The sequence below is a fragment of the Psychroflexus torquis ATCC 700755 genome, from assembly GCF_000153485.2.
GTDB lineage: Bacteria > Bacteroidota > Bacteroidia > Flavobacteriales > Flavobacteriaceae > Psychroflexus > Psychroflexus torquis.
This window is the reverse complement of record NC_018721.1, coordinates 238661-260673: the sequence shown is the minus strand read 5'-3', so window position 1 is coordinate 260673 and position 22013 is coordinate 238661. Positions and strand designations below refer to the sequence as shown.

16 protein-coding genes and 4 pseudogenes are annotated in these 22013 nt (G+C 34.4%); 5 read left to right on the top strand and 15 right to left on the bottom strand.

Annotated elements, in window-relative coordinates:
• Nucleotides 1-467 precede the first annotated feature (467 nt).
• Together P700755_RS01100 and P700755_RS01095 are read left to right on the top strand one after the other, a co-directional pair.
• The gene (locus P700755_RS01100; RefSeq protein ID WP_245535984.1) at nucleotides 468-923 is read left to right on the top strand and encodes a gamma-glutamyltransferase; all 456 of its coding nucleotides are present in this window, start codon (nucleotides 468-470) and stop codon (nucleotides 921-923) included.
• Between the two features lie 339 nt (nucleotides 924-1262).
• Nucleotides 1263-1934, top strand: a complete 672-nt coding sequence (locus P700755_RS01095) for a hypothetical protein (RefSeq protein ID WP_015022908.1) — start codon at nucleotides 1263-1265, stop codon at nucleotides 1932-1934.
• Between the two features lie 81 nt (nucleotides 1935-2015).
• Here the strand turns inward: P700755_RS01095 and P700755_RS01090 are convergent, their stop codons facing one another.
• Together P700755_RS01090 and P700755_RS01085 are read right to left on the bottom strand one after the other, a co-directional pair.
• The gene (locus P700755_RS01090) at nucleotides 2016-3215 is read right to left on the bottom strand and encodes an outer membrane beta-barrel protein (RefSeq protein ID WP_015022907.1); all 1200 of its coding nucleotides are present in this window, start codon (nucleotides 3213-3215) and stop codon (nucleotides 2016-2018) included.
• Nucleotides 3216-3293: 78 nt separating this feature from the next.
• Nucleotides 3294-3602, bottom strand: coding sequence for a winged helix-turn-helix transcriptional regulator (locus tag P700755_RS01085; protein WP_015022906.1), 309 nt, complete (start codon nucleotides 3600-3602; stop codon nucleotides 3294-3296).
• A 122-nt stretch (nucleotides 3603-3724) separates the two neighbouring features.
• On the opposite strand from P700755_RS01085, the gene P700755_RS01080 reads away from it, so the two are divergent.
• The gene (locus tag P700755_RS01080; RefSeq protein WP_003435341.1) at nucleotides 3725-4237 is read left to right on the top strand and encodes a VOC family protein; all 513 of its coding nucleotides are present in this window, start codon (nucleotides 3725-3727) and stop codon (nucleotides 4235-4237) included.
• Between the two features lie 768 nt (nucleotides 4238-5005).
• Here the strand turns inward: P700755_RS01080 and P700755_RS18565 are convergent.
• The 13 genes and pseudogenes from P700755_RS18565 to P700755_RS01015 all read right to left on the bottom strand — a co-directional run bounded on the left by P700755_RS18565 (nucleotide 5006) and on the right by P700755_RS01015 (nucleotide 20065).
• Nucleotides 5006-9553: a M36 family metallopeptidase gene (locus P700755_RS18565; RefSeq protein ID WP_015022903.1), complete on the bottom strand. Its 4548-nt coding sequence runs from the start codon at nucleotides 9551-9553 to the stop codon at nucleotides 5006-5008.
• Nucleotides 9554-10487: 934 nt separating this feature from the next.
• Nucleotides 10488-10867 (bottom strand): annotated as a pseudogene (locus P700755_RS20510) (IS1595 family transposase); the annotation flags it as partial.
• Nucleotides 10868-11419: 552 nt separating this feature from the next.
• The gene (locus tag P700755_RS01065) at nucleotides 11420-11953 is read right to left on the bottom strand and encodes a rhomboid family intramembrane serine protease (RefSeq protein ID WP_015022901.1); all 534 of its coding nucleotides are present in this window, start codon (nucleotides 11951-11953) and stop codon (nucleotides 11420-11422) included.
• Nucleotides 11954-12138: 185 nt separating this feature from the next.
• The gene (locus P700755_RS20505; RefSeq protein ID WP_425357616.1) at nucleotides 12139-12360 is read right to left on the bottom strand and encodes an ion transporter; all 222 of its coding nucleotides are present in this window, start codon (nucleotides 12358-12360) and stop codon (nucleotides 12139-12141) included.
• Nucleotides 12361-12587: 227 nt separating this feature from the next.
• A pseudogene (locus tag P700755_RS01055) lies at nucleotides 12588-14182 on the bottom strand (IS5 family transposase).
• Nucleotides 14183-14301: 119 nt separating this feature from the next.
• Nucleotides 14302-14526: pseudogene (locus P700755_RS21060) on the bottom strand (ion transporter); the annotation flags it as partial.
• Nucleotides 14527-14669: 143 nt separating this feature from the next.
• Nucleotides 14670-14978 (bottom strand): S-adenosylmethionine decarboxylase family protein, encoded by a 309-nt coding sequence (locus P700755_RS01045; protein WP_015022899.1) that lies wholly within the window; start codon nucleotides 14976-14978, stop codon nucleotides 14670-14672.
• 11 nt (nucleotides 14979-14989) lie between these two features.
• Nucleotides 14990-16546, bottom strand: coding sequence for a polyamine aminopropyltransferase (locus tag P700755_RS01040; protein ID WP_015022898.1), 1557 nt, complete (start codon nucleotides 16544-16546; stop codon nucleotides 14990-14992).
• Nucleotides 16534-17403: a DUF350 domain-containing protein gene (locus P700755_RS01035; protein WP_015022897.1), complete on the bottom strand. Its 870-nt coding sequence runs from the start codon at nucleotides 17401-17403 to the stop codon at nucleotides 16534-16536. Before P700755_RS01035 ends, P700755_RS01040 begins: the two co-directional genes overlap by 13 nt.
• A gap of 23 nt (nucleotides 17404-17426) precedes the next feature.
• Nucleotides 17427-18224 carry a hypothetical protein gene (locus P700755_RS01030; protein WP_015022896.1) on the bottom strand — a complete coding sequence of 266 codons (798 nt, stop codon included), beginning with the start codon at nucleotides 18222-18224 and terminating at the stop codon, nucleotides 17427-17429.
• A gap of 40 nt (nucleotides 18225-18264) precedes the next feature.
• On the bottom strand, nucleotides 18265-18813 hold the full coding sequence (locus P700755_RS01025; protein WP_015022895.1) for a DUF4178 domain-containing protein: 549 nt from the start codon (nucleotides 18811-18813) through the stop codon (nucleotides 18265-18267).
• Between the two features lie 134 nt (nucleotides 18814-18947).
• Nucleotides 18948-19646 (bottom strand): PspA/IM30 family protein, encoded by a 699-nt coding sequence (locus tag P700755_RS01020; RefSeq protein ID WP_015022894.1) that lies wholly within the window; start codon nucleotides 19644-19646, stop codon nucleotides 18948-18950.
• A gap of 23 nt (nucleotides 19647-19669) precedes the next feature.
• Nucleotides 19670-20065: a YbjN domain-containing protein gene (locus P700755_RS01015; RefSeq protein ID WP_015022893.1), complete on the bottom strand. Its 396-nt coding sequence runs from the start codon at nucleotides 20063-20065 to the stop codon at nucleotides 19670-19672.
• 110 nt (nucleotides 20066-20175) lie between these two features.
• Between P700755_RS01015 and P700755_RS01010 the strand changes: the two genes are divergently transcribed.
• Together P700755_RS01010 and P700755_RS19795 are read left to right on the top strand one after the other, a co-directional pair.
• Complete coding sequence (locus P700755_RS01010) at nucleotides 20176-20919, top strand: helix-turn-helix domain-containing protein (protein WP_015022892.1); 744 nt, start codon at nucleotides 20176-20178, stop codon at nucleotides 20917-20919.
• Between the two features lie 393 nt (nucleotides 20920-21312).
• Nucleotides 21313-21602: pseudogene (locus P700755_RS19795) on the top strand (DUF4372 domain-containing protein); the annotation flags it as partial.
• Nucleotides 21603-22013 lie beyond the last annotated feature (411 nt).

Genomic DNA, 22013 nt, shown 5'->3' with positions numbered 1-22013 from the left:
GTTACTAAATTTCTCATTCTCAGCATCGCGATGTCAAACATGACATTTAGAATTATTAATTTCAGAAATCGAATATTGAGGTCAATTACAGCCTAAAATGAACCGTTTTTAGTTTCATTTAAGCAGTTTGATGAACCAATGATAAATGTTGCGGTAAGAATAAACTTGTAAATGGCATAAATATTTAGGTCAATAATCAACAAAAGAAAATTAAAGTCGATTTATTTCAAACTTGATAAAGAGGAAGAGTGGGGTCTTTCTGCTAGGAGTTCGCAGAAAATTTTATAGATAACACGCGATAAAAGAGGTTAGCATTGGTGTTGAGGTCATTGAAAATGGAGACACAGAATAATCGACCACTGCTGATAGTGAAGGCAATATGCTGCCTTTAATACAAAGTAATTTTAGAGGAATGGAACTGATTTTGTAGTGCCTGGGCTTAGATTTAGCTTTAAAATCGAGGTGAATTGTTTTCTACCGACTTCAAGCACCCTAATGTATATGTCTCAGGAAAGCATCCTTTTTACACGATTATACAAGGGTTTGTTATGAAGGATGACAAGCCATTTTTCAGTTATGGAAACATGCAAGGGGCTTATCAACCCATAGGACATTTAAGTATTTTAATCAATATCATTGATTTTGGAATGAATGTACAAGAGGCTGGTGATGCTGCGCGATGGGATCATTCAGGATCATCGGAACCTACAGGGAAACTCACGGACACATTGAGCACCACTGATCAAGTGAACTTAGAGTCTGGAATTCCTTACTTAGTTGTGCGCCAACTTAGAGCAAAAGGACACCAAGTTGAAGTGGGGAATAGCTTTTTTGGAAGGAACAAAGGCATTATGAGCGATTATAAAAACGGAGTGTATTTAGGCACTTCAGAATCTAGAGTGGATGGTCAAGCAGCTGGCTAATAGACTTATGGTCTCTAGTTTAATCTTGCTATGATTTGTATACTATTACAGGACAGAAAATTTTTTAAAATAATTATTTCTCATTTCCAGTTGTGAAAGGTATTTTTTTAATGAAAATTTTAGTTTACATCATAAATAATAACCCCTCCTGATATTTCTAAGTCTTAGTAGTTTGGTGTTGGTTTTTGACGGATTTTAAATAAAAGGGCCTTAGATCGATGTAACATGTTTTTCTTTCTACTTGAAGGGAAAAAGATCTACTCATTATAAAATGGAAGTCATATTTATAACTTTTTCGTAAATTAGTAAAACTCTAGATAAATATTAGAAACATAGCCTTTGAATTGTAATAAGAATCGTAAACTTATTTTAAACCTAAATTGTTATGGATGGGTTTTATGTCTTTTCCTAGTATTCACTAACTTTTCCAATGCTCAAAGTACCAAGGGGTTTGAGGCGAAGCAGTGGTATGTAGAATCTCAAATTGGGCTCTCTTATCTGTGGAGTGATTTGGCGATAGTAGACAATTCTTTGAGTTTAGAACAGGAGCCTACTTTCGAAGATGCTATAAAACTTCAAATGCTATTCAATATCAACTACAGTTTGGCAAGGAATTTTTTTGTGGGTTTCAATGTAGGTGTTGGATATTTAGATTATGAAATAAAAGAAAGCAACCAACAGGTTAATTTAAATAATTATCAGTTTGGAACTTATTTTCGGTACTATCTTGAAATCACACCTATGATATCTGTTTTTACTCAAGTCGGAGCAAATCAAAACTTCTTAGAATCCAATCGCTTTGAGTCAAACGGGTATATAAATGCTTATAACGACATCGGACTTACTTTAAAATTACTCGAAAACTGGTGGTTATCTTTCACCTTTAGAGATCTGGTTTATTTTTATTCCAGTGACCCCAATTTTGAAGATAGGAGTGATTTTGGGTTTAGTAATCCACTTCGAAACTTTGCCAAATTTCCGGTGTTTGGTGTTCAGTATCAATTGGATTAAATTTTATGGCTTTTCAGGCTTAAAGGCAAATAACACTTTTTATGCACAGGACTTTTTGTGATATTTTAAAAGGAAATGCATCTATAAAAAACGATATCCCAGCACAAATGAAATTGAAGAATAATTTGAGGTTCTTATAAAATAGTCACCCAAAAAATCACGACTTGATTGATAACGAATTTCAAAACTATAACGGTCTTTGACTCTTAAGCCAAGTCCTAAAAAAAAATTGAATTCAGATCCTATATCTAGTCTAGGTCCCGTGGTTCCTCCAATTTCAGAGTCAAAAGCAATTGCATAGGTAAATCCTGCATTGAAAAAAACTTGTAAATTTGAACTAAAGAACAGGTAGTACCTCACTCCAAAGGGAATTTCAATAGCGGTGTAATCGACTTCTCTATAGCTATCGGTTAGGAAGGTCTCCTTGTCTTTCCTAGATGAATAGTTATAATAGGTAGGCTCTAAAATTAGAGACCATTTTTGATTGTTGAAAGGTAAAATAAGCTCTGCTTCGAGTCCTATCCTAAAACTAAATTCCGAATCAAATGAAGTGTTTTGTGAGCTAATTTGCCCGTCTGTGGATAGAGAGGCTATTTGAATTCCTGGACGAATAGAGAGGAAAAAACTCTGTTCAGACTTCGGTCGCTCATAGGTTATATAGGAAGCGACCTTACAAGAATTGTATATCTTAAACAATTCTGTGATTTCTTTTTCTTTATACTCTAGATTTTTCAGCTTGGATTCTGAAACTTCTTCACACTTTAAGGCGTTTAATAGCTGCTGGCGAAAATTATTATTTTCTCTAACTTTTTTGAATTTGTTTAGGTATTTCTTATAGATCAATTGCTGAATAGGGCCTTGATCCATCTTGTAAAAGTATTTGATATAACTTCCCTCAGAGTAATTATAAAGCGAAGCGTCCTCACTCGCTAAGAGTGTTTTTAAGAAAAGGCGTTGGTTAACAAAATTGGGTGTTCTAGTGTTATCAAGTTCTGTAAGCTTATCATCTGATGTGTCTATATCCACGTTAACAGAAACGTATCTTGATGAGTCTAGAATTTCAAAGAGAAGAATGTCTTTGGCCAAAAGAGTTCTCTCAGCCCCATTTTTAGAAGCCTTAAAATTAATTTGATCTGGGTTTCCTCTCCAGTCATAGTCTTTAATCAAACCTTGTATGGTGTCTTGATGGGGTGTGATATAATAGCCAGGTTTAAATGTGGTTTGCGTATAGGACTTTAGACCATATAAAAATACTAGGAATGTAATGAGTACGTATTTCATAAAAAAAAGTTTAGTTCAAAAAATTAATGTGTCACATCTGGTATGCAAATGCATTATCCAAGTTACTATTTTTAATGCCTATGAACTAAATCGCTCTCTTCCCCAGGTGTCCAGGCTTTTTAAAATAGAGTCTAGTGATTGTCCTTCTGGAGTTAGGGTGTAGTCGACTCTGGGGGGGACTTCTGGATAGACCGTTCTTTGGATAAGCCCATCTCTTTCCAATTCGCGAACCGTCTGGGTAAACATTTTAATAGAAATTTCAGGAATTTTTTTTTGCAGGATCCCAGACCGAAGCGGTCCGTCTAAAAGGTGAAATAATACTAGCGGTTTCCACTTTGTACCGATGATCTGCATTGTGAGGTGTAAAGGACAAAAAATTTTAGACATTCTTAAATTTTAACGTATTGATTATCAGCAATTAACTCGTTTAGTACCCTATATAACATTTAGGTAACATATTGTTTAAGAGGTGAATATATCCTTAATTTGCACTTTAAAAAAGAAAAAGCATGAAAACAAAAGAAAATTATCCAAAGTCCTTTTCCCATATAGGTCTTACTGTTCCCAATATCCAAGAGGCTGTAAAGTTTTACTCTGATGTTATGGGATGGTATACTATTATGAAGCCCTCTTTGGTCAAAAAAGAAAGTGATACAGCTATAGGTATGATGTGTATTGATGTGTTTGGTGAAGAATGGGATACCTTTGAAATCGCCCATATGTCCACCTCCGATGGGACTGGCATTGAGTTGTTTTGCTTTCCTCACGGAGATAAAGCCGCTCCTGAATTCAAGCCTTTCAACACTGGCCTTTTTCATTTTTGCATACAAGATCCAAATATTGAAGATCTCATTGATAGCATAGTAGCCCATGGTGGAAAACAGCGCATGCCAATAAGAGAATATTATCCAAAGGATAAACCCTTTAAAATGTGCTATGTCGAAGATCCGTTTGGGATCGTCTTTGAAATTTACACCCATAGTTATGAATTGACCTATTCCTCTGGAGCTTATTCAGAATAAGTCAACCTGAGACTATTGTAATTAAATCGATAGTGACCCTAACATAGAGGAACAGATTCAAATAATTTGCTCTGTTCCCTATGTTAGGACTTGGCATTAACCTATGCTTTCTTATACCAAATTAGACCTATAATGACGCAATAAATCGTTTTACCGATATGAATTCGGTGCAGGCTTTTTTCGCCTGCTTTTCATCAAAAATAATTACCGTAGCTTAGGCTATGCTAGTTATTTTTGATTTCAATCAATCAATCAAAAAATAATTCAATTTATTCATACGGCATTATAAATATAATTTGGTATTATTCATCTTAAATCTCTTAACTTTTATTAGGAAACCGATAATAATTATTTCTGCACTTATTTTTATAAATTTTCAGCATCAAAGAAGTTTAAAATGTAAAAGCTTAACCGATTTGCCTAAGGGGATTTACACTGTAAAAATGACAGATATTAGCGGTGCATATTGGGAGCATAAGGCTAGAACTAAGCTCTTTCAAAAGTGAATACAATTTATAAAAAGCGGTTTTGGTAGTGATCTAAAGCCGCTTTTTCATGCTTAATGCTAGAGGCGGGTTTTTGAAACTTATTTTTTTATTCAGGCTTTACTATCTGTATCATACTAGAGAAATAAAAAATAAAATTGAAGTTGATCAGTGGTTTGCAAAGCAATCCATTTTATGGTGTTCAGTTCGTTATTTCTTACAAACATTAAAAAACCTGCAATTTTATAGATTGCAGGTTTTTATAGCTTAATGGATTTAGGAGTTATTTGACTAGCAGTTTTTTGATAGATTGTCCGTTCTTAGAGGAAACCTTCACAAAGTAAACTCCTGATGACAAGCTTGAGACCCCTACCAAAGTTTGCCTATCTGAAATGTTAATGCGTCTTTGCAGTATCAATTTTCCTGTCATATCCAAAATTTCTAAACGTTCCACCGTAACATCTTGATTCCAAGTTATTGTAAAAGAGGTATCTGCAGGATTTGGATACAAGCTTAAAGAGTTCTCTAAGAAACGATCATCAGTTGAGAGGATACATTCCTCGTTAGGGTCTGTAACTGTTACAGGAACAATACATGTATTGCTATTTCCAAAAGCGTCAGTTACCGTTATTTCAACAGGTATAGTTGAAGAATCTACTATCAGGCTTACATTGTCTAACATTGCTTTTGAAGGCCCTGAAAGTGTCTCTGGTATTGTTGCTGTGAATTTTAAAACAACCTCTTCTCCATCAAGGAGTGAAAGAACGCTGCTTATATCAAAAGATAAAGAACTATTGATGCTAGTAGTTTCACCGGCAGTAATAGATTCTGTGTAGATGGTTTCAATTAAGTTACCATTTGTATCAAAAATGCCAACTTCAAAACTTCTGTCGATATCAGCAGTATTAAGATTGAACTCGGCGACCCAGTCAAAACTCAAGATTGCATTACCTCCTGAAGTGGCAATAAATGATTGTTCTAGGATGTATTTTGTACCAGCTTGCCCATCAAATGAAGTAAAGCTTGCGCTAGCTCCTTCTGTTGGAACTATATTATCGACACAACAACAAATCGTTGAAGAATCCTCGAGAGGTTTCCAAGCTTGCTCACAGCTGCCGGGGCTATCATCATCTAGACCATCTTCTACTGTGGACGTCCAACCGGTCAAGCCATTTTCAAAACTACCATTTATCAAAATTTCTTCTACGCTGCTATTGCCCAAATCGTCACAATTAAAATTCGATTGTGAAATTGAGACACTATAGCCGTTATCACAAGAATCTTGTGGCAAGCTCTCAAAAATATCATCTTCCTTAATTGTGGCAGTCTGATTCTCATCGAGAACCAACTCTATACTGTTTATACATTCGAACTGTAAGGGTGCTGTATCCTCCACAGTTACTGTTGATGTGCAGGTTTGTGAATTTCCGGCGTTATCGGTTGCAGTTACCGTAACTATGTTTTCCCCTACATCATCACAGCCAAAGGTATTTGGAGATATTGAAAATGTTAGGGGTTCGCCAACGCAATTATCAACAGGAATTGAATCAGCACCAAAAACATCTTCAACGGTTATAGTGACCAATCCGTCAATATTGAGAGGTACGGTAATGTCCTGGCAGTCTAAGACAGGTATTGCCGACTGGATCTCTACATCTATTGTCGCCGATCCTTCAGCACTACAAGAATTATCTCCGTTATAGGTAATAGTTGTTGTTCCTTCTCCAGCGACACTTGGATTAAAGGTGAAAGTTTCTCCATTACCATCATCTGTAACACCATTACCGCTGTAAAAACCTCCCACTGGAAGACCACCATTTAGTCCTGTTATTGGGTTTTGGTCTATACAGAATTCTTCGTCTACATCAGAAAAAGTAACATCTAAATCAGAAGTTACTGTGACGGTTGCCATACAGGATGCCAAATTACCAGCTGTGTCCGTAGCAGTTGCCGTAACAATGTTCTCACCAAGGTCGTTACAGTCGAATGAGTTAATGTCTAAAGTAACTATAGTTTCTAAACCACAATTATCGGAGAAGCTTCCTGTATTTGGAATGAAAGACACAAAATCATTGGATAATGACAGTGTTTCACTATTTCGTCCTGGTACAGGTAATGCCATGCTACCATCAGTATTTTCTATACCTTGGGTCATATTGTTACCCTCGACATTCTCACTATGGATTTCAATATGATTTGATCCTTCAAATAGTTTGATCTGTGAGGTGACTGTTTTTGAAGAGTCTCCATAATTTTGAATATTATCAAATTGAACTATTAAAATTCTATTTGGGGCGCTACCAATCGTTGCATAAGAGATTGAACCTCCATTTCCAGGATTAAGATCGGTCCACCCCAGTGCAATTAAGTTATTAGGTAAATTTGAATTAGGTAGAGTTTGGCCTGAGCAACATCCAGAATCAAAATTATCTGAAAAGCTGAGGTATCCATTAGATGAAATTCCAAAGGCTGAATAATCAGTGCCGTAAAAATTGAAGTCAAACCCTAGTGACAATCCTGATGCAACTTGGTCATCTCCTAAGGAAATCTGCGTATCTACATCATCGATATTTTCTGGGGCAAAAGTTCCAGATTGGTCTAAAGTATAGCCATCAGATGCTTCAAAATTGGTCACAATATCTTGAGGTATGATTGTCGCTGTTCCATCCTCATCTAAAGCCACAGAAATATTCTGGCATTCAATGATAGGGTTTTCATCTTTCACCTCAATAGTATCTGAAGCTTGGTTAGCACTACTGCAATCACTTTCGGCGGCATAGGTTATAGTGTGGACACCAATACCAGCTTCTAAAGGACTGAAGGTATAGTTTTCTCCGTCGCCAGAATCTGTAACTCCAGAGCCGCTATAAACCCCTCCAAGTGGTAAGCCACCGCTTAGATTTTGGTTACTGTCAGTAATACAAAAAATGGTTTCAGGAGTGGTTAGCATTGTTGAAGGTGAATCAAAAGCTTCTGTACCATCTGTTCTGTTATTTGATGACCCTTGGTCTGCACTCATCCCCAAGCCTCGTTTTGAAAAAGCATCCCAAATTGTACAAAAATTTTGTCCTCCATATAAAGCTTGGTCTGCGGCCAAGATTGCATCCCTACCATCAACAAAACCTGGGCTACAAGGTTGGAGTTTTAAAGCCTCGGTAACGATAGCTAAGGCGACGTTGTTCCCACCAGAGCCATTATAAAAATCAGGATCAAATCCATGATCGTCTATTAGACCCCACGTCATTTCCCAGAGCATAGTTGCCCAGATTGAGCCTAAGGGGTGTGGACCAAAGGTTGGTTTTATATCGTCATAGGTCTGTGGATTTACAGCCAAATCTGTACTGTAGGGAAACGCTCTGATACCTGCACCATCTTCATCATTTCCAAACAGCCAGTTTCCAATTGGACGTGGATCTGTGCCTGTATCTCCATCTCTAATGGTTAACATAGCACCATACCAGTCGCTCCAGCCTTCACCCATCTGCTCATCGTTTAAAAGACAATTAGAATTATTACTTCCACCAGAAAGGCGAATTGATATACCGTGGCCGTATTCATGAATAATCACTCCGTTATCAAAATCACCATCTCTATTATTACAAATGTACATCTGCATAACAGGAGATATTCCTTCTGGTGCTCTTGAAAAGTTGGCGTTACAAGTCCCACCACCATCTTGAGCTTCGGCCAATACGGGATCGTTTCCAACTCCTGGATTGCCGTAGTTGTTAACTTGAAAATTACCACTAGCTTCATCAAACCCATACTGATAGATGATATCGTGGATAATATTATTCCAATAAAAAAGGTTGGTTATTGCAGCAGATTCTGATTGGTCTCCAAAACTATAATCAGGATTAAAAGGAAAATCGAAGGATAAAGACGACCCACCATCTGGCTGAAAACCTTGGTTGTTACCATCTTCGTAAGCATTTACATTATTTCCTCTGGTCACTGTAAATTCTGCTCCAATACTTCCATTGGTGTCGTGCCACCCAAATGGTGAAGCCAGTGCATTGTTTGAGTTTGATACAAGTTCCCTTGGATCGCTAAACGGATCTTCAACTGGTAGCGGAAATACGTTATAGGTGCCTTGACTTAATCCTGAATTTGTAGTCGTTGGTTTATTTTTAACGCTTACAAATGCTTTTGGTTTTTCTGATTCATTATGGGTAGAATGATCGTGCCCTTCAAGACAATTTACGGTCCAATTGTTTTTTGATATAATTTTTCCAGTGGAGGCATCAGCATAGAAATTATACCAATCGCTACTCTTAGTTTCTTTTATGGATAGCTCCCAAGCCAGCACAAACTTACTTTGCTCCAATTTTACATAAACAAGTTTTACAGGAATATTTACTTCCGAAATTCCAGCTCCCGAAAACACGTAGTCTGAGTTAGGAATCGTTGATTTAGGTAAACTATTCAATCCACCTGACTGGTAATATCCCATTTGCTGTGCCACGCGCCGAATAGCTAATTCAGCTGATAATTTTGGTGTTTTTGCCCCAATAACTTTATCGGCTATAGACTTTTTAAAACCAAAATTTGCTCTTAGTAAAGTTTCGTCAGGATAAACATGGATACTACTTTCAGTTCCTACTATGCTAACGCCATCGATTGATTGTCTAAAATAAATATGTTCAATGTTTGAAATACTACTCTTATGCTGTGAGGTAATCACATATTCAGAAATATCATTTTGAGCTAATTTTTTTGAGGAAACTTTAGAGGAAAGGAATGTTTCAATGTGTTTGTTTTGGGATTGTGCAGATAAGATTTGAGATGAGAAAAACAGAAATGTAAATGCAAGTAATAAAATATTTTTCATAGAATAAAAAAAATTAGTGTGAACAAATATATTTTATTTGTCTTTTAAAACTTCGATAATTTGGAATTTCTTAAAAAAAACTTATCAAACTCATTATTTTTAACATTTAATTTAGATTTTAGAAGTCCCATTATAAAAGTAATTTTATCGAATTTGATTATTTTTTTTGTAAAAAAAAAAGCAAGAATAAATTTAGAACATAACAGATTAGCTGATCTGCCTTCGGGAATTTCTACCAAATCAAATGTATAATATAGCAATAAATCGTCTCTTTTTCGCCTGCTTTTTATCAAAAATAATTACCGTAGCTAAGGCAATGCTAATTATTTTTAATTTCAATCAAAAAACCTGTGCTGAGCTACGTCGTAGTATAATTCAAATTTTCAATACAACATTTAAAAGCTAAATTGGTATTATACTATAAAAAGGAAGGACGTTAGCATTTCTTATTCGGAGCATGAGGCTAAAAACTAAGTTTATCCAAAGTGAATACAACTTATAAATAGTACCGGCTTTGGTAGTAACCTAAAGCCGCTTTTTCATGCTTAATGCTAACTAGAGGGGTGTTATATATCTGTTATTATGGTATTACGTAGTATACGATATCGGAAATTTTGTTTTTGCCATCTTTTGTAAGTTCAACCGCCGTAACTGCCTTCTTTTTCTTACTATTATAACTACTTCCAATCTTGCCTTGCGCTATACCTCCCAGAACAAATACATCTACAGGCACATTACCATCTATGGGTTATACCAAATTAGACCTATAATGACGCAATAAATCGTTTTTTCTTCGCCTGCTTTTCATCAAAAATAATTACCGTAGCAAAGGCTATGCTAGTTATTTTTGATTTCAATCAATCAAAAAACTTGTGCTGAGCTACGTCGTAGTATAATTCAATTTATTCATACGGCATTATAAATATAATTTGGTATTACTGCCGCTTGAAGACATTGATTCCCTTACCTTTAGCATAAAAAAACGAGCCGTTTTCTAGGTTACTCCGTAACGAAGACCCATATAACTTGCTGATAAGCTTTAAATACTCGTAGACATTTCGAAGCAAATGAAAAAAGCCTTCTTAATACCAAATTTAACCTTATGAAATAATGTGTTGACAATAGCCGATTCCTTGTGCCCAGTGACATTACATTGTTGTTCAAAATCAATTTTAATCTGACATGCATTATGATTACACTTAATGCAATGATAAGTATGTTGTTTCTTTAAACCAGATAGATATTCTTTGCAGTTCAAGTCAGTTTTAAACCGATCAAAAACTCTAGGAGATTTTAACTCTTAAATATGTCCATAATTTGTAATGTTTATCGGTATTCAAGATAAGTATTTATCTACTGATCTCTATTTTTTTTTACAGATCATGTTATCTTACCTGATGTTTTATTTATTTTAAAGACCAAAGGTTCCTCTCCTAATTTTTGCTATATCTTTTAAGGTCATTAATTATTGGAAGATAATTTTCTAGAATTTTTTCCAGTTCAATTTATCCCAAAAGGGTACTGCTATAAGACACCATTACGTATCAAAAATAGATAAACAGTTGCCAAATTCTAATTGGACCTACTGAGGTGAACAAAGCTTTTCTTTCGAAGGTTAATGTTCACTTTTTATAATCACGAGTGGAGTAATGGTCTTTTTAATTGAAAACAGTAGCCATTTTTCACTTTATAATGCTCGACTATAGCGGTATTTTAGAAGTAGAAAGGGTAATTCAATTAAACGGTGTAGTTTAATTATTTTCGTGAATTTACAAGCTCCTATGTTTAAAAAAGATGATTTAATAGTTTAAATCATGTTCGGGTATGCTTGGTTTTCTATAAAAATCGCTGTTTTTCTAGTTGGTATTAGTGTTTATGGTTTTTTAACAAAAAGGCAATAATAACTCCAGAAATGGCGCCAAAAAGGTGTCCTTCCCAGGAGATGTAACTTTTTACAAACGGGAATATTCCCCAAATTAATCCACCATACACTACGGCTACTCCTATTGATATGCCTATTGGAATGTATTTTTTTTCTAGGATTCCATAAACAATTAAAAAAGCTACAAGTCCGTATATTAATCCACTAGCGCCAATGTGATTTGCATTTCGGCCAAAGATCCAAACAAGTAGTCCGCCCGCAAGCGTTACAAATAAAAATACGGCCAGTGTTTTTGTTGGGTAAATGGTATTTAGTACTATTAATAGTGTAATTAAAGGAATTGTGTTTGATAGTAAGTGTCCAATTCCGCCATGTAAAAAAGGTGCAGTAAAAACGCCAATAAGGCCACTTGTAGTTCGCGGTACAATGCCAAATTCTGTGATGGGAATAAAAAGACCAATAAAATAAACAACATAGAGCAATGCTGCAAATTGAAGAATATATTTAGTTGAAATCATATTTTAAAAGTTTTTTCCTCAGGTTGGACAACAGTCTTTATTTTTTTTTACTTCTTTTCAGCTTGAATTTTTTAAATAAAAACGGAACTAATGATTCTCGAGGGAAGTGCTACAAAACCAATTCCTATCAAAGCAATAATACCACTTAATATTTTACCCAAAGCGATAACAGGATACATATCTCCCTAGCTTACCTTGGTTGAGGTTGCAACCGCCCACCAAACAGCATCGCCAATACTCGCAAATTTTTCTGGTTGTGTATCGTGTTCTATATAATATATAAGAGTAGAGGACAAGATCATCAACACAAAAGTTACAAATACAGTAATGGACAGTTCTGCTTTTGTTTCTTTAAAAATATATTGTATTGTTTTCAATGATTTCGAATATCTACTAAGTTTGAAAATTCGGAGCAGTTTAATACCAATTTAGTTTTTAAATGGTGCATTAAAAATTTGAATTATACTTCGACGCAGCTCAGCACAGGTTTTTTACTTAGTTGAGGAAAAAAAATATAAGCATAGCAATAGTTACGGTTCTATTTTATGACGATTAGTAAGTGAAAAAGAAACTAATTTTATACGACATTTGAATGCTAAAATGGTATAAATAGGGCTTGCTGATTTACTCAAGCTTATTTTAGTTCAAGAGGTATGTAATTTTGAATAAAAAGGGTTTAGTGACATCAGTATTATAGAAACACCCTTTTATTTTGGGATTTAGCTTAGCGTATATCCAATTTTCAAATAAGGCACAAAAAATAGCATATTTATCTGCTATTTTTGATAAGTTTATTAAGTTCATTATGAAGAAAATGGCACTTATCCAGCTTTCTGATGTGTCTTTTCTTTTGGCTTTTATTTTGTTAAGTCCGTATGCGTTTTTTGCTTGTCCAAACTTTCCTTCTATTAGGTTTCTTTGGTTTCGCTCTTTTTTGAGTTTTCGCTTTTGATAGGCAGAAAGTTCTTGTTTTGGCGGTCTCCCTAATGGTTTTCCCACAATTCTAATCCCTTTTTCTTTGAGCCATTTTCTGTTCTCTCTGTTAAGGTATATTTGGTCCGCTAGTAGTAATTCTGGGTAGTGACCAAAGGTGGTTCTGTAGGATTCTACTTGTAATACTAAATCTTTAGATTCATTAAATTGATCCCAACTTATATGTTCTACTCTACTCATTCCATCTATCTCACTAGCACTAATCTTTGCTCCAAATTCTGTCGATACTTTATCCTTTCCTCTTGGGATAGGGCGAACGTAAGGTTGATAAATATTGACTATTCTATTTTTTACACTATTAACTTTTTCGTGATACATATAGTATTGTTGTTCATAGATGAGTTGAAGCACCCAGTAAATCTTTTGGTCCCGTTTTGGTAAAGGGAATTTACAGGGATAAGCAGTTCTAAGATCTGTAAACATGCCAGGCAAGTGTTCCTCCTTTTTTTGATCTTCTATTTGGTCTAACAGTTTTTCAATATAAGATAGGTTACGCCTGGTATATCCTAGTTGTTTTCGAATGAACTTGTTTATTTGTTTGGTTGTCTTTCTGCGTTTTTTAGAAAATACAAGATATTCTGTTCTTGCTACTCGACGGTAATCTCGAGGTTTATTAACTCCTTGGGTTTGCTCGTAAAGCAAATCTATAATTCGCTCACTTTCTTTGCGTGCTGTATTAAGCAGACCAGCATCGGTAGGGAACACTATTCTTTGATCAGCCACACTAGCATCAATCTTTAGTTTGCCTTTGTGTTTACTATCAGAGACACATTGATTAGGGGCCTCTTCCTCGGTGTTCTTTTGAATATTCCTTGCCCTTTTTGGCTTCAAGCTATCTGCTTTTTCAATGATTAGAGTATTCCAAGAGTCAAAATTTACTGCCCCCATTCGTTTACGAATAGCTACAAGTACAGTGGGGTGAAAAGGGGGTTTGGTTTGAAAACACTTTAATCCACAGAAATATTGCAAGTAGATGTTTTCGCTAATCATCGCAACGGTCTCTCTATCGTTTAGCCCTATCTTATGCTTTACAATAATTGCACCTATAACCACGCGGACATCAATACTCTCTCTACCATTACGTGCATTGAGTTTATTGGAATATACCTTTGCCAAAGCATCCCAAGGGATGAGTTGTGATAATTTTACCCAGCGATTATCAGATAACAATTCTTGTTCGAAGGGATGTGAAAAATCGGATAAACTTAACTGATTAGAAGGCGTATATTTTATCATAACTGCATAGGTTTATGAGTAAAAGATACGAAAAACCATGCAATTACGCAAGAAAAAAACGTGTATTTTTATGCGTAAAACACTGATGCTTAATTTAATAGATGATAATTATAAGAAAATCAGCAAGCCCTAAATAAACGAAGAATACGAACAATTCTTAAATCGAAAGGAAAAATAAAAGGAAAATTAAAAGGAATAATTGCAATTAAATCAATAATTCCTAAGGTAGAAAATGCAAAATTAATTAATTCTTTTTTGTTTTCTTTCGTTTTGTCAGAAACCCTAATTCGAATGAGATATTCCAAAGTAAAAATCGCTATCGAAAAGATTTCAAAAGAATAAAAAAAGAGACTATAATTATCATTTAATTCTTTAGACGATTAAAGAATTAAGGTCAGTACATTTAAAACAATAAGGGTATAAATGAATTTTATAAAATACTTGTTATAATTGATAAAATCCCCTACTTTTTTTCATTTTATGTATTTTATTCTGTGCTTATATTTTTTAGTATGGCTATTTTAAGAATAAACAAGTCTAATTTTATTTTATTGCAGCTGCTAAGTTCTACATAACTTTTGCCACTTTCAGGAAACGTATGAATCGCTAAATGACTTTCACCTAAAAGCCAAAAACAGGTGTATCCTTGTGCTGTAAAATGGTGCTCATTAAAAAGTACAATTTTAAAGTCAACTTCTTTTAATACGCGTTCAAAAGTATTCCGCAATTCTTCTGGTTCCGTGCAAACGGTCCAAAATTTGCTGCTGTAAATATTTGCTTCTGTATGCTTATACATTGTGCTCATAGTTAATATAAATCCCAATTCCCGTCTAAATAATACTGGTAAAGCACGGGGTTGTGAATTTTGTTTATTTCAAGGCTATCGATTGGTTTATAGAATTCTTTTCCAAAGGAGGTCATCAATTGCATTGCTTCTGTATTGATCCATTTTGTTTCGAGGTCTTTGAAGGCGATGTTTTGTAATCTTTCTTTTAGTTGCTGTGAATTTATGTCATTGCTTTTGGTTCCAATAACCCAGCCCCATTCGCCCATAGATAACACTTGATTGTGAAGTTTTACGGTTTTGAAACCTGCAGATTGCATTGTTTTATCGATGCAATTATAGGCTTTAGTTGCAAAATAGGGACTTCCCGCTTGCGTAATAAGCAATCCATTTGGTCTTAATTTCCGTTTACAAAGAGAATAAAATTCGTGGGAATAAAGTCTGCCCAACTCAATGCTTCTTGGATCGGGTAAATCTGCAATTATAATATCATAAAAATCACTGGTATTCTGTTCGAGATAAATGTACGCATCTTTATTATAAATTTTTAGCTTGTCGCTGTGCATGCTTCCTTTATTGATATCAATTAAAACAGGGTGGTTGCGCCCTAAATCTGTCATTTTTGGATCCAAGTCTACCATGTCTATTCTTTCAACACTGGGGTACTTTAAAATTTCTCTGACGGCACAGCCGTCACCACCGCCAAGAACAAGTATGCGTTGTGGTTTTGGATGCAACTGCATTATCGGATGCACCAGTGGTTCGTGATACATTTTCTCATCAATAGAGCAAAATTGTAAGTTTCCGTTCAAGTAAAGCCAGTGTTCGTCTTTCCATTCGGTCAATACAATTTTCTGATATTCAGTTTGCTCCGAATAGACAACTTTGTCTTTATATTTCTTTTGTTCTCCCCATTGAATAATTGGCTCTGTAAAAGAGATACCCGTAATTAAAATTGCAAAAACAATCAATAAAATAGCTTGCAATCGAACGGTACTGCGTTTGTTGATTTTATCTTTAAAGCGATAAAATACAATTAAGGCTACTAAAAAATTAATAATACCTAGTACAAAGGGCGTGTAGGCCAAGCCTATTATCGGCAGCCCAATAAAGGCGAAAAAGATGCCGCCAATAAGGCTGCCGTAATAATCTTTTTCTAAAATGGAAGAAATATTACTTTTCAGGTCTTCGTATTCTTTATTTATCCGAACAACTAAGGGGATTTCTAGTCCTATTAACAATCCAATAAGCATGCTTAAAGAATAAATGACAATTCCGTAGTATTCACTTATAGACGCCAAGGTATACACCAATACAGAAGAAAAGGCAACAATTAAAGAAAGTGAGGTTTCTAAAATTAGAAAATTTTGAATTAAATTTTTTGTAATTAACTTACTCAATCTACTTCCTAATCCCATGCAAAAAAGCATCAAGGAAACAATCATAGTCCATTGAAAAATTGAATTACCAATAAAATAGGTTGCTAATGTAGATAGGGTATATTCAGCCACAATTCCTGCAAAGCCTGTGGCAAAAATAGCTGATTTTAAAATAAATGAATTCCTTTTTAAATACTCCATGTAATCAATATAGCAGCAGCAACGTAGGCAAAAGCCTCGATCAATCCAGCACCAATATTTGGTTTCTCTTGGTTGACAATTTCATCTGTAAGTTTTCTTCCTGGCAATAATATTTTGTCTGCAAAAAGGCGTATTACAGGTAGTAATATACAGCCTAATACCGTCTGTAGGCTTATATCTACCAGTGTAGTGGTCCAGTTTACAAAAGGGTCTAAAATGGCATTCATTGTAATAATACCAATGGCAAGTATTGCGCCTGCAAAGCTAATTCCGGCTGCAACATTGTCATTTTCTATCTCGGTATGAATATCGTAACTCATCCAAGAAGTAAAGGTTTTAGAAGCGATAATAAGAACGAAATTTCCGATGATCCAATAAATCAAGAAAGTTATTATCCCACTTAAGAGTGTTTCGGACTCACCGATTAAGGCACCATATAAAATAAGACCATTTGCAATATAGATGGCAGCTTCTATGATACCTGATCCTTCATTCTTATCTGCTATAATTTCTTTCTTTAAATCGAATTTCGTTAGAATTAATTTATTGCTAATCCATGCTGCTATGAGCAGTAAGGCAATCCCAATGATTCCGTACACGAAAATAAGTAATATATCTGTGGCAAAATCGTAACTTTCTCCTACAATTGTACCTCCAATAAGAATGATTAAAGCGGCAAAATATCCAACATAAGAGAGGATGAATGCAAAATTATCTTTATCAACTAATTCCTGTTGAATGTTAATTTTTGGATGTATCAGTTTATAGGCAATTTTTCCAATAATAAAAATAATCAAGCCACTTACGGTATATCCAAGAGAGTGAGATAAATCTATAATATTTATATATTTTTCCATACTTTATGATTGTTTACTGTATGTTATTTACCAAATCCTCCACTACGTGAGCGAGAAGAGCCTGAGTTGCTGTATCTATTACTATTTCTTGAAGTTTTTCCGGAATTGCTATAGCTTCTGCTGCTCTGATACCCTCTAGATTTTAATGCGGAAGAACTTCTTTTGACATTACTTCTTACATTGTTTTTAAAGGTTTGTGATTTCGAATTCCAGCTAGCATTCGTGTTTTTATAGGTAGAGGTTCCAAAGGTATTAGTTTTTCCATAGTAGTTGCTTTTTCCGTAGTGGTTTGTTCTGTAGTAGTTGTAATCATTTCTGTAGTATCGATGGCTAGAACCATAGAAAAGAGAACTCATAAAACGATATTGAACGTAGTATACCCAGAAAGAAGAACCGTTACTTTGTTGCTGCCAATCGCCGTACTTTGAGTTTCCAACGTGACTATTATAGCCTGCAGGCATAGATTTTTTGTCAAGAACACCATTTTTCTTTGACAAAACGGTCATCCCTAAATCTTTTTGATACTCTTCAAAAGTAATTGCTGAAACTTCTTCCCAGTCGGTTAGTTTTACGGTGAAATCATCTTCTAAAGAAGCAGTTGTATTTACCTTTTCTTCAAGGATAATTTTATATTTATGTAAGTATTTGTTGGTGTCTTTATTAAAATCCATATCCTTTAGAATAACACTGTAATTTTGTGTATTCATGTAAGTAGTAACGATCTTATCTAAGGGAGTTCTTATGTATTTTTTAGGTGCTTCTCTGCAAGAGTTCAGCAGCAGGAATACACCTAAAATAATGAGTGTTTTGAATGTTTTCATAAATATGAATTTAAAACCAAACTTAAAGTTTTTAAGACTATTAATTGTCTCCTTTAGGTAAAATGTTAGAAATAGCAAGTGCATCAATAATAATTCCTTTAGTTACTTCGAACTCTTCTTCGCCATACTGCTCGATACAGAGTGTTTTTTCTTCCTCTTCGTCTAGATAATCATAAGAAACCAACTCTTCCCAGTTATCGGCATCTATTTCTTTACAATAGCCTGGTGACTTTTCATCCAAGTAATATTTTACGCCTTCATATTTTATTTTTTTAGGAGGTTTTTGATGCGCATCCATATAGTCACAGGTTACTTCACCAAGTTTTCTTAGTTTTACTTTTTCAGATAAAGTTACCACCAAGCCACCATCATCCTCAATGTTTAAAAATTTTTCAGTTGCACCGTTTTTGATGACAAATTCTCTGGTAAAATAATTCTCTCCCCAATCATACTCGAACAATGCAGTAACGGTCCATGTTTCAATTGCATATTCAAAAATATATCCTTTCCCCAAATCTCTAATGGTAATATTGGTGGGGTCGAAGTGTCTTTCCTTTTCCTTTTTTTTAAAAATATCAAATATGCCCATGTGTAGTTTTATGATTTTATTGTGGAAGGATACTCCTTCTAAATTATTTGCAGTGATTCTTTAGTAGCAGGAAAGCGCCTCTTTAATAAAAGAAGCGCTTTTTAGTGTTGTAAAGATGCTGAAGTGCACACGAATTACATGCCCATTTGTTTTTTGAGTGCGTCAAGATCGCTTTCTGCACTTGCCGAAGTATTGTTTAAAACGCGGTCAAGCTCATCATCAACACTTTTTGATTCATTGGCAATATCTCCATAAGCGTCTGCTAAAGCTTCCTCTTCACTCACTTTTTCTCTCATTTTTTCTAGCATATTAACGGTGCTAGAGCTGTCAATTGATGCCATTTGCTTGTTCAGGTTCTTAGTAGCGTTAGACACTTTTACACGCGCTTTTAGGGTTTTTAGTTCATTTTCCCATTTACCAACATTGTTCTTTAAACTGTTTACATTGGTTTCCAATTGAGAAACTGATTTAGAGAATTTTTCTATTTCAATACCACAACGTTTTGAGTGCTCTGTATTTTCTTCTTTCTTTACCAAAGCCTCTCTGGCTAAACGATCTCCGTCTTCTGCTGAAATACTTTCTTTTTGAGTTTTTTGTAAGATAAGCATTGCCTTGTTTTGATAGTCTTTTGCCTTGTTGTCAAACTGAGTTTTATCGTTCTGCGAACGGATCAACATTGCTTTTACTTGCGCAAGACCTTCTAAAGCATTTGTCAAGTCATTTTTCATGTCTCTTATGCCTTGTTCTGTCATCTTTATTGGGTCTTCCATTTTATCGATCGCAGAATGCGCTTCAGATTTCCCAACGTTAAATAATCTTTTGAATATACTCATGATATTTTGTTTTTGTTTTGTTTTTATGATTTTGAAAATTGGATAATATTTTCAGAATACTCACTTAATAATAAACTTAAAGAATTTATAGATCCCTCTAGTTCGTTTAAATCAATGTTTTCAATTTGTAGAGTATCTCTAAAGATTACTTTTTCTCCAGATTCGTCTAATACAAAAGCGCCGTGAACAATGTCTCTGTTTTTTTGCAATAATTGCTGAAGAACAGCCTTATTTGGATTTGAAATTTTAAAAATATATTGCTCTATAATTAAAATGGGACTTGCAATTCCTAATATTAAATTATTGATACCCTTGTCATGATCTTGAATTATGATCACGCCTTCGTCCTCGTCTTCGTGCGTGATATTATAGTTTAATTCAATCAGGTAATTTTTAATAGTTTTAAATGGTTCTTTCATGTATTTTGTTTTTTATTCTGAAATATTTCTAGCGATTAGAGGGTGCTTTTTTTCGTTGATGCTTCAAATATACTTAATACTTACTATATTGCAAATAAAATTAGCAAATTATGTCCTTTTTTGGAAAAAACATTAAAAAAATAAGAGCGATTAAAGGACTTAGTCAGCAGGCTTTTGCAGAGCTATTTTCGCTGAAAAGAGCAACATTAGGTGCCTATGAAGAGGGTAGGAGTGAGCCGAAGATTGACACCATTATAAAGGTTGCTAATTATTTTAGCATATCTATTGATGATTTCTTAACAAAGGAAGTTACAGTAAACCAATTATTGCGTTTTAATGGGGGAATAACAACGGATATAAATCAAATAGTGAAGGCATCTTTGAAAGAGATTCCTTTTGTGAATTCATTGAATGTCAAGTTATTTATAGAAAATTTTAAGACATCTCAAAGTTACAGTGCATTGCCAACAATTAGAGTCCCTGTGGAAGGTAATTTAGATTTTTTAGCCTTTATGGTAACGGATTTATTTATGGTATCCGATGAGGAAGCCTTATTTCCTAATGATGTGGTTATAGGAGAAAGTAGAGATTCCAATGCTCTTATTCAGGGTGATGTTGTAGTTGTTTTAGTCAACCATGAATTATTGATTAGAAGGTACACTATTTCGGATAAAGGGTATAAATTATTAACAGACCATACTCATATTCCATCAATTGATATTTCCTTCGATGCTGCTATTTATTTTTGGAAAGTATCTTTTGTGTTTTTAAAACGCTATCCGAAATTTACATCAAAACTAACCGTTAAAATAAATGAACTAGACACAAAGTTAACACAGCTTCTGTCAAAATAGTTTGTGCAGGATTTTTTAGGAGTATTATTTTCGTTTGAAATTCGTGTTAGCATGTTGAGATCAATTCACACTCAAAAGATGACTGTAAAATCATTTCCTTATATCACTAGCATCCTAAAGTCGAGATTTTAAAAAGCTCTCAGAATTACGTATTTTTGAGTTTCACAAAAAGCTCTTCAAATATAATACCAAATTATATTTATAATGCCGTATAAATAAATTGAATTATACTACGACGTAGCTCAGCACAAGTTTTTTGATTGATTGAAATCAAAAATAACTAGCATAGCCTTAGCTACGGTAATTATTTTTGATGAAAAGCAGGCTAAAAAAGCCTGTGCCGAATTCATTTCGGTAAAACGATTTATTGCGTCATTATAGGTCTAATTTGGTATAAGACTCTTCAGGCGAAAAAAAATAACAATAAACCAGTCATTCGACAAATTCTAAATTTAGTACCCCATTGGTTATTTAGAAGTTGCACCAATACCTTCAAAACAGATGAAGGTGTACATAAGTATATAACTTACGACCAGTTTGTTGCTTTAACTTTCGGACAGCTTAATAAGTGACAGAGGCTCAATGGTATATCAGCAGGTATTGGAGTTAGCGAGATTTTTATAAACATCTTAGGTTTAAGCCAAAGCCCTGCTCGTTCCACAATGAGCGATGGCAACAAAAAGTAGTAGTGTTAGAGAGGGACTTATTTTCTGGGTAAAGTGAGCTTTTTAATGTAAACATTGGAATAGAAACATGTTTTTTACTTCTTTCTAAAAACTTTCGGACGCTAGTGAATAACAACAAAGCTTTTTACAAAATTGGAGTTTTATTAGTTTTAATTGGAATAATAATTGTTGCAGCTCGACTGATTTCAATATATATGATTAGAAAAAAAAACTATAGATAATTCTGATTGCTTTTAATAAAAAATTTAGGTCTTAAAGAACAAAAGATTGATATGACTACGAACTTGAGAAAATCATTTTAAAATGCATCATACCGACAAAATGATTCAGATAAAGAAATAATGAAACTATATATTTAGAAAAACATATATATTTATAGGATGCTGGATTCAAGTCACATAGACTACA